Raw genomic sequence first — 13,133 nt, 5'->3', positions numbered from 1 at the left:
TACTTTTTGTAGAACGGGCCGGCGAGTTACGGTAGCAAGCGAGGTTAAGCGGTAAGCGGAGCCGAAGCGAAAGCGAGTCCGAAAAGGGCGAAAGTTTGCTGCCGTAGACCCGAAACCGTGCGACCTACCCATGGCCAGGGTGAAGCCGGAGTAAGATCTGGTGGAGGCCCGAACCACGTTGGCGTTGAAAAGCCATGGGATGAGCTGTGGGTAGAGGTGAAATGCCAATCGAGCACGGAGATAGCTGGTTCTCCCCGAAATAGCTTTAGGGCTAGCCTCAGGGTAGGACCTATGGAGGTAGAGCACTGAATGGGCTAGGGGCCAAGGAGGTTACCGAACCCTATCAAACTCCGAATGCCATAGGTTAATACCTGGGAGTCAGACTACGAGTGATAAGATCCGTAGTCGAGAGGGGAACAGCCCAGACCTCCAGCTAAGGTCCCAAAGGGCATGTTAAGTGGTAAAGGAAGTGGGACTTCGAAGACAACCAGGATGTTGGCTTAGAAGCAGCCATACATTTAAAGAGTGCGTAACAGCTCACTGGTCGAGAGGTCCTGCGCCGAAAATGAACGGGGCTCAAACATGCCACCGAAGCTGGGGCTAAACAGAAGTCAGATGTGAGAGGTCAGAGGTGAGAAAATGATAAAGACGTATAAGGATCTCAGAATATATCAACAATCATACAAGCTAAGCATAGAGATACACAAGCTAACCCAGAACTATCCTGGGTATGAAAGATACGAATTAGGGAGTCAACTAAGAAGGGCAGCAACATCAATACCGTTAAATATAGCCGAAGGATATGGAAAGAAAGAATCAGAGGCAGATTTTAAGAGGTATTTAAAGATAGCGCTTGGATCAAGCAATGAAATAGAAGTATTACTAGACTTAAGTTATGACTTAGGATATATAGATAAGACATTGCATAACGAACTAATAGAAGAATACACAGCTTTAAGGAAGCAAATATACACGATGATAAAGAAGTGGAGAGTATCCGACATCTGACTTCCGACATCTGACTTCTGTTTGGGGTAGGGGAGCGTACTGTACGGGTAGAAGGCCAAGCGGAAGCGAGGCTGGACTGTACAGTAGAGAGAATGCCGGCATGAGTAACGAGAGTAAGGTGAGAAACCTTACCGCCGGAAGCCTGAGGTTTCCTGGGGAAGGGTAATCCACCCAGGGTAAGTCGGGGCCTAAGCCGAGGCTTAAAGCGTAGGCGATGGGGAACCGGTAGATATTCCGGTACCACCGAGGGCCGCAAAGAGAGGCGGGGACGCAGCGAGATAGGTGGAGCGTGCGGTTGGTAGGGCACGTCCAATCAGGCACCGAAGGGTACGTAGGCAAATCCGCGTACTGGCAGGGGTCTGAGAAGGGGAGCCGGAAGGCGAAGCCACCGAAGCAGCTGCCGAGAAAAGCCGCTATCGAGGCCTGAGGTGCCCGTACTACAAACCGACACAGGTAGGCGAGGAGAGAATCCACAGGCGAGCGGGAGAACCCTCATTAAGGAACTCGGCAAAATGACTCCGTAACTTCGGGAGAAGGAGTGCCGAAAGGCCGCAGAGAAGAGGCCCAAGCGACTGTTTACCAAAAACACAGGTCTCTGCTAAGTCGGAAGACGAAGTATAGGGGCTGACGCCTGCCCGGTGCTGGAAGGTTAAGGGGAAGTGTGAGAGCACTGAACCGAAGCCCCAGTGAACGGCGGCCGTAACTATAACGGTCCTAAGGTAGCGAAATTCCTTGTCGGGTAAGTTCCGACCCGCACGAAAGGCGTAACGACTTGGGCGCTGTCTTGATGAGGGGCCCGGTGAAATTGTAGTACTCGTGAAGATGCGAGTTACCCGCGATTGGACAGAAAGACCCCGTGGAGCTTTACTGTAGCCTGTCACTGGATTTTGGTAATTCTTGTACAGGATAGGTGGGAGACAGAGAAGGTAGGGCGCCAGCCTTACTGGAGTCGACGTTGGGATACCACCCTGGGATTACCGGAATTCTAACCTATAGCCGTGAAACCGGCGTAGGGACAATGGCAGGTGGGCAGTTTGACTGGGGCGGTCGCCTCCTAAAGGGTAACGGAGGCGCCCAAAGGTTACCTCAGCGCGGACGGGAATCGCGCGAAAGAGTGCAAAGGCAGAAGGTAGCCTGACTGCGAGAGAGACATCTCGAGCAGGGACGAAAGTCGGGCTTAGTGATCCGGCGGCAGTGAGTGGGAACGCCGTCGCTCAACGGATAAAAGCTACCCCGGGGATAACAGGCTGATCTCCCCCAAGAGTCCACATCGACGGGGAGGTTTGGCACCTCGATGTCGGCTCATCGCATCCTGGGGCTGAAGTAGGTCCCAAGGGTTGGGCTGTTCGCCCATTAAAGCGGTACGCGAGCTGGGTTCAGAACGTCGTGAGACAGTTCGGTCCCTATCCGTCGCGGGCGTAGGAAACTTGAGAGGCACTGCCCCTAGTACGAGAGGACCGGGGTGGACGAACCGATGGTGTACCAGTTGCACCGCCAGGTGCACAGCTGGGTAGCCAAGTTCGGAAGGGATAAACGCTGAAAGCATCTAAGCGTGAAGCCCGCCTCAAGATTAGGTTTCCCATCCGAGAGGGGTAAGACACCTCGAAGACCACGAGGTAGATAGGCCGGGGGTGTAAGAGTGGAAACACTCTTAGCTGACCGGTACTAATCAGTCGAGGACTTGACCGAGAAGGCTTTGTGCAGTTTTGAGGGTCTAGATTTCCGGTGGCGATAGCGGAGGGGAAACACCCGTTCCCATTCCGAACACGGTCCACAAGGGCCCCCAGACGGTCGCAAGACCGGCTGGGGTGCTAGTTAAGCCCTCCAGCGCCGATGGTACTGCTTTCGCGGGAGAGTAGGTCGCTGCCGGTAAAATTTTATAAAAAGCCCCCTTTATAAACTCCTAAAAAGGAGTTTATTTTTTTATATATATTTCCCATACTCCATTTAGAACTTCATCTATTTCCACTGAACAATTAAGCTTTAAAAAATATTCCTGTATGTTTTTTAAAGAACAGCTATGGTCCACCACGATTTTTAACACATCACCTTTTTCCATTTTTTTATATTTTTCAATGGCCTTCAAAAGAGGTAGTGGACAAATTTCTCCAAAACTTATAAGTTCCCAAATCATGCTTTATCACCTTAACAGAAGAATTTTTTGCCTGAGTTTTTGATAAAATCAATAAAATCAGACTTAATTTTTTTACGAATCTTTTTGTTATATATAAGTGAATAGGTGTAATTAAACTCGATGTTATCTACTTCTATAATAGTGAGGGTTTTAGTATACAACTCTTTTTTTATAGAAATATAAGGCAAAATAGATAAACCATGTCCTGCAGCAACTAAAGATTTTATTGATTCGATAGAAGGTGACTCTATTTCAATTTTTAATTTGTTTATGTCAATGCCGTATTTAAGAAATGTCTCTTCAATTATTTTTCGCAATGCACAGTTTTTATGAATGATAAAAAAGTGGTAATAGAATAATTTATTTTTTGGCAAGTTTTTTAGCTCCCAATTGCCACTAGCGACAAAATGCATTTTAAATTCTCCTAGAGGAATGCAATTTATATTTTCATCAGTATAACAGCCTTCAATAAATCCTATATCAATGCCTCCTTCTTTTATGTGATGGATTACTTCATTGCTAAAATTGTGCTCTACGTGAAGTGTAATATTTTTATTTTTCTTTTTAAATTCGTGAAGAGTGCAGGGCAAAGCATATTGGCCGATGGTAGGGCAGCAAGATATTGTGAGTCTGTTTACACAGTCATTTTCACAACACTGTAGGTCTTGGAGCATATTGTCATATAAATTTAAAATTCGTTCTGCATATTGATAAACTAATTCTCCTGCCGGTGTTGGAATTACACCTCTATTGCTTCTCTTTAAAAGAGTAGTTTTTAAATCCTTTTCAAGAGTTTTTATTTGCTGACTTATAGCAGGCTGAGATAAATACAATTCTTTTGCAGAAGATGAAATGCTTTTATAATAAACTGTTTTGTAGAAAGCTCTCAAATTGTTGATATTCATACGCCTCCTCCTTTTTGACAAAAATTTATCGGATATTGTTAAAGACATGACTTAATACAACGTTTAATTTAATTATACTACAAATTTGATATAAATGAAACTAATATTGTATAAGATTTTTAAATAATAAAACGCCTAAAACTTATAGTATAATACAATTGAAATGTTAAAATAATAACGAAGGGAGGGATTTAAATGGAGACGGTGAAAAAAAGCAAAAAAAAGAAAAAAGTAAATCAGTTTCCTTATGGAGTCGTGCTTTTAGTGGTAATTGTCATTGTAGGCATAATCTTATCAATGCAATCGCCCCAGTTAGCAGTTCGTTGGGCCTTTGGAATCGCCTTTGGTTTCGTTCTTCAAAAGTCCAGATTTTGCTTTACTGCATCTTTTAGAGACCCAATTTTGACAGGTAGTACTTCAATTACCAGAGCTGTGATTGTAGGATTGATGATTGCCACAATAGGATTTGCCGCAATTCAGTACAATGCTTATTTAAGAGGAGAACCGATTCCTGGAAATATCTCACCTGTTGGAATACACACAGCAATAGGAGCTACGATGTTCGGGATAGGGATGGTCATAGCTGGAGGTTGTGCCTCAGGAACTTTGATGAGAGTTGGAGAAGGATATATGATGCAGTGGTTGTCATTAATATTCTTTATCATAGGTTCTTTATGGGGTGCAAGGGACTTTGGATGGTGGACTGAAATGTTTATAGCTAAATCCCCTAAAGTGTTTTTGCCAGATGTATTTGGCTGGGGAGTCGCATTCTTTGGACAACTAATATTGTTAGGTCTACTTTTCATACTTGCAGAATGGTATGAGCATAAAAGATTTAATGCTTAATGCAAAAAATTAATTTTTAAGGAGGAGATTTTTATGGCAGAATACAGACTTGATTGTTTAGGAGAGGCTTGTCCAGTACCACTTTTGAAGACTCAAAAAGAGATGGAGAAATTAAAAGTTGGCGATGTTTTGATTGTAGAGATAGACCACAGTTGTGCTATGAAAAATGTGCCAGAATGGGCAAGAAACATGGGATACAATGTAGAAATTGAAGAAGTTGACGATGGCCAGTGGGAAGTTTATATTGAAAAAACTAAATAAATGGAGGTGAAAGTAAATGAAGTCCCAGGAGCATCCCCTTTCTCCCCTTTTTAAGAAAATAATAAAGGATCCATGGAGTTATTGGATAGGAGCAGCCCTTTTAGCCCTTTTAAATATAGCTTTATTTGCATTTTCTGGGCATCCATGGGGTGTTACTACGACTTTTTCCTACTGGGGTGCTTGGATATTTAAAGCTTTAGGAGGACATCCAGAGACTTGGACTTATTTCCAAAATCCATCTCATGCAAAAGCACTCACTGAAAGTGTTTTCACAAACGCAGGTTCAGTTCAGAATATAGGGATTATTATAGGAGCTTTTTTGGCTACTCTTTTAGCTTCGCAGTTTAAAATTAAAAAGATAAAATCTTATAGACAAGTTATTGCGGCCATACTTGGTGGCCTTTTAATGGGATACGGTGCAAGAATAGCTTTTGGATGTAATGCTGGAGCTTATTTCAGTGGTATTCCTTCAATGTCTCTCTATGGTTGGGTGTGGGCAGTATTTGGACTAATTGGAGCGTGGATTGGAAGCAAACTTTTAGTCAAATATTTTATGTAAATAATTAGGTGGCTTGTAGCCACCTAAATTTTAGGAGGGAGTTTGCATGGAAAAGAAAAGAGAATATTATGATGTAGTAGTTATTGGCGGTGGACCTGCTGGAATGACAGCAGCTATATATTGTGGACGTGCGAGACTTAAAACTCTTTTGATTGAAAAGTCTCTCGTTGGTGGCCTTGCCACATATACCAGTGAAATCGAGAATTATCCGGGATTTCCTGAGGGAATTGGTGGACTTGAGTTGATGAAATTATTTGAGCAACAGACTAAAAGGTTTGGCGTGCAAATAAAGCTTACAGATGTAAAAGGCTTGAGAATAGAAGAAGACTATAAAGTAGTTTCTACTTTCAGGGTTGATTATTATGCTAAGGCTGTTATTATTGCGACAGGAGGCAAACCAAGGCTTACTGGTGCTAAAGGGGAAGAGAACTTTTTATACGATAAAGGAATATCTTTTTGTGCTACCTGTGATGCGGCCTACTACACTGATAAAAAGGTTATGATAATTGGAAGCGGAGATGCAGCTATAGAAGAAGGAATATTCTTGACCAAGTTTGCAAGAGAAGTTCATGTATCTGTTCTTCATGATGAAGGAATAATGGATGCCAATAAAGTAGCGCAAGAGAAGGCCTTGAAAAATGAAAAGATGATATTTCATTGGAATACAATGGTTGAAGCTTTTGAAGGGAATGAAAGGTTGGAAAGGGTTGTCCTTAAAAATTTAAAGACAGGAGAATTAATCCCAGTAGATGTAGATGGTTGTTTCCTGTTTATAGGTTATGTTCCTAATACGGAGATATTTAAAGGTCTAATAGACATGACACCTAAAGGTTATATCATAACAAATGAAAATATGGAAACTAATATTGATGGAGTATACGCAGTAGGAGATGTGAGAGATAAATTCTTGAAGCAAGTTGCTACAGCAGTAGGAGATGGTGCAATAGCGGGTGTTATGGCAGAGAAGTATATTGAGGAAACGGATTACTTTACGAATGAAATTTTGAAGGCTAAAGAGACAGTGTTAGCATATGTCTACAATGCTGTAGAAGCAAAAGACAGAGAATATCTTATGAAGGTTGAGGAATTTCATAAAAAATATGCTGATAAACTGAAAATGTGTAGGATAGATACTTATAAGTCTGACAGACTTGCTAAGAGGCTGTACTGTGAAAAGGTACCCTGTATTGCTGTTTTAAAAGAAGGCAAGGTGGTAAAACACATTTATAACTTAGAGGATTTTGAAAAAGAATTGCTTAGCTGTATATAAGAAAATGCCCTTTTGGTCATTTCAGATTGTAGACAAACCTTTTAGATGTTGGCATTTTGCATAAGTGAGCGACTTAATAGAGCAGATAACTAAACTTAAGCGAGGACGAAAGACGTAGGCGGGGCCGAAGTCAAGGATGCCGGAGGCGGGCACCTGAGGCAAGGAGGCCGAATGTGCCTGGAACCCCGCCGGAGTCTGAGGCCGAGCTTTAGTTTAGTCTGCGATAATACCGGAGCGAACGATGCAAAATGCCAACAGGAAATAATACTTTGTCAACAAGCTGAAATGCCATTTTGGGCATTTTTTTTATTATATTGACTTTAATAGTAAAATGGAGGATACTATATTTAAAAACAGTGAAGAATGGAGGGATAAAAATGGGGAGAATCCTATGCGGTGTTGACTTAGGAGGGACAAAGATAAGCACAGGACTCGTGGATGAGAAGGGCAATATCATAAGAAGCACAAAAATACCTACTATGGCTGAAAAAGGGCCAGAAGAAGTGATTAAGCGAATAGAACAAAGTGTTTATGACGTTTTAAAAGAAGCAGGATTAAAATTATCTGATTTAAAAGGAGTTGGGATTGGATCTCCAGGGCCCCTTGATGCCAAAAGGGGGGTAGTTATAAGCCCACCTAATCTTCCGGGTTGGGACAATGTCCCTATTGTGGATATTTTATCTCATAAGCTGGGAGTTAAAGTAAAATTAGAGAATGATGCAAATGCTGCAGCTATTGGAGAACATTTATTTGGCGCAGGAAAAGGTATAGACAATTTTGTTTATATAACTGTAAGTACTGGGATTGGCGGTGGCGTGATAATAGAAGGGAAACTTTATAGCGGAGAAAATTCTAATGCAGCTGAGATTGGGCACCATACTATAAATTTTAATGGACCTCGGTGTAATTGCGGAAATTATGGATGTTTTGAGGCTTTTGCTTCTGGTACAGCTATTGCGAGATTTGCTCAAGAGGGAATTCAAAATGGGAAAGATACAATGATAAGGGATTTAGCTAAGGATGGAGTAGTAAAATCAGAACATGTATTTGAAGCGGCAAAATTGGGAGATGAGTTTGCGAAAGAATTGGTTGACAATGAAGCTTTTTATCTTGGAGTGGGAATTTCAAATATCATGGCTTTTTATAATCCAAAAAAAATTGCCATAGGTGGTGGCGTATCCACTCAATGGGATATGCTTTATGATAAAATGATGGAAACAATAAAGAAAAAAGCATTGAAGCCTAATGCCGAGGTTTGTGAGGTAGTAAGAGCTGAATTAGGAGAAAACGTGGGAGTTTTAGGAGCGGCAGCATTACTCTTATAAGAGGTGAAATATGAATAGGTGTCCTTGGTGTCTTAGTGACGAGCTTTACATAAAATATCATGATGAAGAATGGGGAGTGCCTGTTCATGATGATACAAAGCACTTTGAGTTTTTGGTTTTAGAATCAGCACAAGCAGGTCTTAGTTGGATTACTATTTTAAGAAAAAGAGAAAATTACAGAAAGGCCTATGCTGACTTTGACCCTATGAAAGTGTCACAATATGACGAAAAGGAAAGAGAAGAACTCATAAAAAATAGTGGAATTATAAAAAACAGAAAGAAAATAGAGGCTTCAATACATAATGCAAAGAGGTTTATAGAAATACAAAAGGAATTTGGAAGTTTTGATCAATATATTTGGGGTTTTGTAAATTATAGACCTATAATAAATGCGTGGGAAAAAATTGAAGATATACCTTCTAAAACTGAATTATCAGATAAAATCAGCCAAGACCTTAAAAAGAGAGGATTTATTTTTATAGGTTCTACTATTATATATTCCTATATGCAGGCGGTAGGTATAGTAAATGACCATTTAATAAGTTGCTTTAGATATAAGGAGTTAATTGAGTCTTTTAAATAATACAGGCAGGGCTTGGTGCAATTTGCATTGAGACTTGCTTTTTTTCTTTTAAGAAAAAATATAATGAAATTGAGGAAATACAAAAAAGGGTGAATATATTTCTGCACAAAAGGGAATAATTTCATTAGGATAATTTTGAAAGATGGTGTTGCATATGGAAAGCATAGCAACAAAAAGGAAATGCTTTATATGCGAACAGCAATCAGAAGATGGAATAGAAGTGTTAGGGAAATTTCTTTGTACAAATTGCCAACAAAAATTGATAAACTTATCTCCTTTTGATGAAGGTTATGATTTTTACAGGCAAAAAATGATAGACATATGGGAAGGCTATATGAGGGACATAAAATATGAAAACCGGATATGAATCCGGTTTTCATATTTTTTTATGGTATAATCAAAATAACGAAAAATTACGATTACACGGAGGTATTGTATGACAGCTCCATTATATAAAACACTTATGGATTATGTAAAAAACCAAATTATACCTTTTCACATGCCAGGTCATAAACAAGGAAGGACTTTTCCAGAAGAATATCTTGTTAATTTGGCAAAGATTGATCTAACAGAGGTACCAGGACTTGACAATCTTCACAATCCTGAAGGTCCCATACTTGAGGCACAAAAACTTGCAGCAAAAGCTTTTGGGGCAAGAGAGTCTTTTTTTCTTGTAAATGGGACGACATCCGGCATATATGCAGCGATGTACGCAGTTTTAAATCCTGACGATAAAGTGCTTATAATGAGAAATTCTCACAAATCTGTGTACAATGGCCTTGTACTAACAGGAGCAGTACCTGTCTACATAAACCCGGAAATTGATTATGAAGACGGTATTCCAATGGGAGTTGATATAAACAAACTGGAAGAATATTTAAAAAAAGATGAGTCTATAAAAGCAGTAGTGATAACTTATCCCAATTATTACGGATTCTGCAGCGATATCACAGGAATTTCTGACATTGTTCATAAATACAATAAAATTTTAATTGTAGATGAAGCCCATGGAGCTCACTTTCCTTTTTCTAATAATTTGCCTCTTTCTTCTTTACAGGCAGGATCAGATATTGTGGTACAGAGTGTCCACAAAACCTTGTCTTCTTTTACTCAAAGTTCTATACTTCATTTGAATTCTGATAGAGTAGATACAAATCGACTAAAATATTCTTTAAGCCTTTTTCAATCAACATCTCCTTCCTACCTTCTTATGTCTTCGCTTGACCTTGCAAGAGATTATATGGAAAAAGAAGGTAAAAACAGATTAGAAAAAGCGATTATTATTGCTGATTATGCAAGATATGAGATAAACACCATTGGGGGAGTAAGGTGTTTAGGAAAAGAAATAGTAGGTAGCTTCGGCATTGTTGACTTTGACAAAACCAAACTCACTGTAAGTGTAAAGAACATAGGTATAAAGGGGACTGAAGCGGAAAAGTTTTTGAGGGAGAATTTTAATATACAGGTAGAGATGGCCGATACTTTTAATATACTTGCTATGGTTACATTGGCAGATGATAAAGAAAAGATTGACCTTTTAATAAAGGGGATAAAAGGGCTTGCAAATGTAAAAAAAGATAAAAAAACAGCTGAAGAAGTAGCAGCTTATCCTGATACTCCAGAAATGGTTTTAAAACCTTCTGAAACGGTAAGGCAAAAGACTAAATTAATATCTTTAGAAGAAGCGGAAGGTTGTGTTTCTGCAGACTTTATTATCCCTTATCCTCCAGGTGTTCCGCTTATTTGTCCAGGAGAGCGCATAAAAAAAGATATGGTAAAATATATAAATGTATTATATAATAAAGGTATTAAGATATTAGGTCTTAAAAATAACAACCTATTGGTGTGTGAAATATGAAAGGGAAATTTATAAGCTTTGAAGGAATAGATGGATGCGGTAAGACTACTCAGATAAAATTTCTGGAGGAGTATCTTTTAAAACAGGGTTATAATATTTTGGTATTAAGGGAGCCTGGAGGCACAAAAGTTGGAGAAAAAGTTAGAGATATTTTATTGGATAAAAATAATTTCATTTCTCCAGTCACAGAAATGCTTTTATACGCTTCTTCTAGGGCTCAGCTAGTGGAGGAGAAAATATTGCCGGCCATTGAGGAGGGTAAAATTGTACTCTTAGACCGCTTTGTGGATAGCTCTTATGTGTATCAGGGTTATGCGAGGGGCTTAGGGATAGAAAAGGTTAAGGTAGTTAACGAAATAGCTACAATGGGGATTTTGCCTGATGTAACAATTTATATAGACATTACTCCTGAAGAAGCAATGAAAAGACGAGGCAAAAGAGAAGCAGACAGATTAGAGAGAGAAAGTTGGGATTTTCATAAAAAAGTAAGAGAAGGGTATATTAAGCTAGTTAAAGAATTTCCTAAAAGGTTTGTATTTATAGACGGAATGCAAGAGCTTATGAAGGTGCATAAAGACATAATTGATGTAGTAAAAAAATATTTGTAAGGAGGGCATAAGATGAAGTTAGTGTTAGCTATTGTGCAGGACGAGGATGTAAGAAGACTTATGGATGGTTTGACTGAGGGAGGATTTAGTTTTACGAGAATAGCATCTACTGGAGGATTTTTAAGGTCTGGTAATACAACTTTGATAATAGGTGTAGAAGACGAAAAATTAGATGATGTTATCAGCATAATAGAGAAAAAATGTAAAACTCGCGATAGAATAATTACTTCTCCTACGCCTATGGGTGGTGCTACAGACATTTTCCTGCCTCAAGCCGTTGAAGTTACAATTGGTGGAGCTACAGTTTTTGTATTAAATGTAGAAAAATTCTTCAGGATTTAGGGTGCTTGACATGAGAATTGAAGAGGTAAAATCTCCAAAGATTTCATCTGATATAAAAAGTGAGTATAATAGGTCTTATAGAGTTACCAAAAATTTTATTGATACTTTTGATGAAGAATTAGAGCAATTTCATCGAGACAAATTAAATGGGATTTTATCAGAGATAGATAGTGCAGCACAAAAGTTAAAAGAAAGTTTAACTTTGCAGGACTTAATTAATTACAAAAAACTTGTAAAGAAGTTTTTGCAGGAAGCGACAAGTGGTATGTTAAAATACACTAAAAAAGAATATGTCGATGCAAGAGGAAGGAAGAAAATTTATTCTTTGGTGGAAAAAGCAAATGACAAGCTAGAAAAGCTTACAGAAGAGTTTTTAAAAGATTCCAAACACTTGGAACTTTTAAAAATGATAGATGATATAAGAGGATTATTAATAGATATATATTCATAGGTGATAGCGTGTATAGGATTTATGGGCATGAAACAGTATTAAATATTTTTAAAAATGTAATATCTCAAAATAAAATTTCAAATGCTTATTTGTTTGTAGGAGAAGAAGGATTAGGGAAAAGATTTATGGCAGAGTATTTTGCCATGATGATAAATTGTAAAGGGGAAACTGCAAAGCCTTGTTTTAAGTGTAGTTCTTGCTTAAAGGTAATGGATAAAAATCATCCAGACGTATTTTTTATAAAGCCGGAGGAGAATTCTATAAAAGTAGATACTATAAGATATATAACTAATGAAATCAATATAAGACCTTATGAAGCTAACAAAAAGATTTTTATTATAGACCAAGCTGATAAAATGACTGCAGCAGCTCAAAATGCTTTTCTCAAAACTTTAGAAGAACCTCCCTTATATGGCCTTTTTATATTGATTGCATCACAACAACAAGAGCTTTTGCCTACAATTGTCTCTCGCTGTAATATAGTCCGTTTTAATAAGGAAAATAGAAATACGATAAAGAACTATTTAATGTTTGAACACGATATCTCTGAAAAAGAGGCGGAAGTGTTAGCTCATATTGCTGATGGAAATTTTGCTCAAGCCAACAAATTAACTAATAACGAATATTTAAATTTTAGAAGAGAGACAATACAAGAAATAGAAAAAATTCTTACGATTAAAGGATTTGAAGTGATAGAGGAGTTTGAATTTTTTGATAAGAATAAAGACAATATAGAAGAAATTTTAAAGATTCTGCTTTCTTATATGAGAGATTTGTTAGTTTTTAAGGCTACAAAAGATGCCTCTTTTATAAAAAATATAGATTTTTTAAATAGGATACAGGAAATGGAATCCCGATTGACTATTAATAAGCTCAATAATATAATTAATAGAATAGAGCAGTTTAATTCACAGATTAATTCAAATATAAACTATCAATTGGCAGTAGAGAATCTATTTTTAGATATGGCGGGAGGTTTATAA

General features: G+C 38.5%; 15 protein-coding genes and 2 rRNA genes (1 of these 17 running past the window's edge). 14 read left to right on the top strand and 3 right to left on the bottom strand.

Annotated elements, in window-relative coordinates:
- Together THEBR_RS10930 and rrf are read left to right on the top strand one after the other, a co-directional pair.
- A 23S ribosomal RNA gene (locus THEBR_RS10930) occupies positions 1–2,697 on the top strand; it begins 601 nt to the left of the window's first position.
- Between the two features lie 32 nt (positions 2,698–2,729).
- Positions 2,730–2,880, top strand: a 5S ribosomal RNA gene (gene rrf, locus THEBR_RS11655).
- A 43-nt stretch (positions 2,881–2,923) separates the two neighbouring features.
- On the opposite strand, the gene THEBR_RS10925 is transcribed toward rrf, so the two are convergent.
- Together THEBR_RS10925 and THEBR_RS10920 are read right to left on the bottom strand one after the other, a co-directional pair.
- Positions 2,924–3,142: a sulfurtransferase TusA family protein gene (locus THEBR_RS10925; RefSeq protein WP_003867367.1), complete on the bottom strand. Its 219-nt coding sequence runs from the start codon at positions 3,140–3,142 to the stop codon at positions 2,924–2,926.
- An 11-nt stretch (positions 3,143–3,153) separates the two neighbouring features.
- Positions 3,154–4,047: a LysR family transcriptional regulator gene (locus THEBR_RS10920; RefSeq protein WP_009052004.1), complete on the bottom strand. Its 894-nt coding sequence runs from the start codon at positions 4,045–4,047 to the stop codon at positions 3,154–3,156.
- 195 nt (positions 4,048–4,242) lie between these two features.
- On the opposite strand from THEBR_RS10920, the gene THEBR_RS10915 reads away from it, so the two are divergent.
- From THEBR_RS10915 to THEBR_RS10890, 6 genes are all read left to right on the top strand, one after another.
- Positions 4,243–4,893, top strand: a complete 651-nt coding sequence (locus THEBR_RS10915) for a YeeE/YedE thiosulfate transporter family protein (protein WP_013570858.1) — start codon at positions 4,243–4,245, stop codon at positions 4,891–4,893.
- Positions 4,894–4,926: 33 nt separating this feature from the next.
- Positions 4,927–5,154: a sulfurtransferase TusA family protein gene (locus THEBR_RS10910; RefSeq protein WP_003867363.1), complete on the top strand. Its 228-nt coding sequence runs from the start codon at positions 4,927–4,929 to the stop codon at positions 5,152–5,154.
- A 16-nt stretch (positions 5,155–5,170) separates the two neighbouring features.
- On the top strand, positions 5,171–5,713 hold the full coding sequence (locus THEBR_RS10905) for a YeeE/YedE thiosulfate transporter family protein (RefSeq protein WP_003867362.1): 543 nt from the start codon (positions 5,171–5,173) through the stop codon (positions 5,711–5,713).
- A 46-nt stretch (positions 5,714–5,759) separates the two neighbouring features.
- A complete protein-coding gene (locus THEBR_RS10900) occupies positions 5,760–6,983 on the top strand; it encodes an NAD(P)/FAD-dependent oxidoreductase (RefSeq protein WP_003867361.1) in 1,224 nt (407 codons plus the stop codon).
- Between the two features lie 377 nt (positions 6,984–7,360).
- Positions 7,361–8,308, top strand: a complete 948-nt coding sequence (locus THEBR_RS10895; protein ID WP_003867360.1) for an ROK family protein — start codon at positions 7,361–7,363, stop codon at positions 8,306–8,308.
- 10 nt (positions 8,309–8,318) lie between these two features.
- Positions 8,319–8,891, top strand: coding sequence for a DNA-3-methyladenine glycosylase I (locus tag THEBR_RS10890; RefSeq protein WP_003867359.1), 573 nt, complete (start codon positions 8,319–8,321; stop codon positions 8,889–8,891).
- A 48-nt stretch (positions 8,892–8,939) separates the two neighbouring features.
- On the opposite strand, the gene THEBR_RS12825 is transcribed toward THEBR_RS10890, so the two are convergent.
- A complete protein-coding gene (locus tag THEBR_RS12825; protein WP_353784563.1) occupies positions 8,940–9,107 on the bottom strand; it encodes a hypothetical protein in 168 nt (55 codons plus the stop codon).
- On the opposite strand from THEBR_RS12825, the gene THEBR_RS10885 reads away from it, so the two are divergent.
- From THEBR_RS10885 to holB, 6 genes are all read left to right on the top strand, one after another.
- The gene (locus THEBR_RS10885; RefSeq protein ID WP_003867358.1) at positions 9,034–9,258 is read left to right on the top strand and encodes a sigma factor G inhibitor Gin; all 225 of its coding nucleotides are present in this window, start codon (positions 9,034–9,036) and stop codon (positions 9,256–9,258) included. The two genes, THEBR_RS12825 and THEBR_RS10885, sit on opposite strands and share 74 nt — an antisense overlap.
- A 69-nt stretch (positions 9,259–9,327) precedes the next feature.
- Positions 9,328–10,749 carry an aminotransferase class I/II-fold pyridoxal phosphate-dependent enzyme gene (locus THEBR_RS10880; protein ID WP_003867357.1) on the top strand — a complete coding sequence of 474 codons (1,422 nt, stop codon included), beginning with the start codon at positions 9,328–9,330 and terminating at the stop codon, positions 10,747–10,749.
- Entirely contained in the window at positions 10,746–11,357 is a 612-nt protein-coding gene (gene tmk, locus THEBR_RS10875) for a dTMP kinase (RefSeq protein ID WP_003867356.1), read from the top strand. Before THEBR_RS10880 ends, tmk begins: the two co-directional genes overlap by 4 nt.
- A 12-nt stretch (positions 11,358–11,369) precedes the next feature.
- Positions 11,370–11,699, top strand: coding sequence for a cyclic-di-AMP receptor (locus THEBR_RS10870; RefSeq protein WP_003867355.1), 330 nt, complete (start codon positions 11,370–11,372; stop codon positions 11,697–11,699).
- A gap of 10 nt (positions 11,700–11,709) precedes the next feature.
- Positions 11,710–12,150 (top strand): YaaR family protein, encoded by a 441-nt coding sequence (locus THEBR_RS10865; protein WP_003867354.1) that lies wholly within the window; start codon positions 11,710–11,712, stop codon positions 12,148–12,150.
- A gap of 8 nt (positions 12,151–12,158) precedes the next feature.
- The gene (gene holB / locus THEBR_RS10860) at positions 12,159–13,133 is read left to right on the top strand and encodes a DNA polymerase III subunit delta' (RefSeq protein ID WP_003867353.1); all 975 of its coding nucleotides are present in this window, start codon (positions 12,159–12,161) and stop codon (positions 13,131–13,133) included.

It is taken from the genome of Thermoanaerobacter brockii subsp. finnii Ako-1, from assembly GCF_000175295.2.
Taxonomy (GTDB): Bacteria; Bacillota; Thermoanaerobacteria; order Thermoanaerobacterales; family Thermoanaerobacteraceae; genus Thermoanaerobacter; species Thermoanaerobacter pseudethanolicus.
The sequence above is the reverse complement of the archived record's forward strand: the minus strand, read 5'-3'. Positions and strand labels throughout refer to the sequence as shown.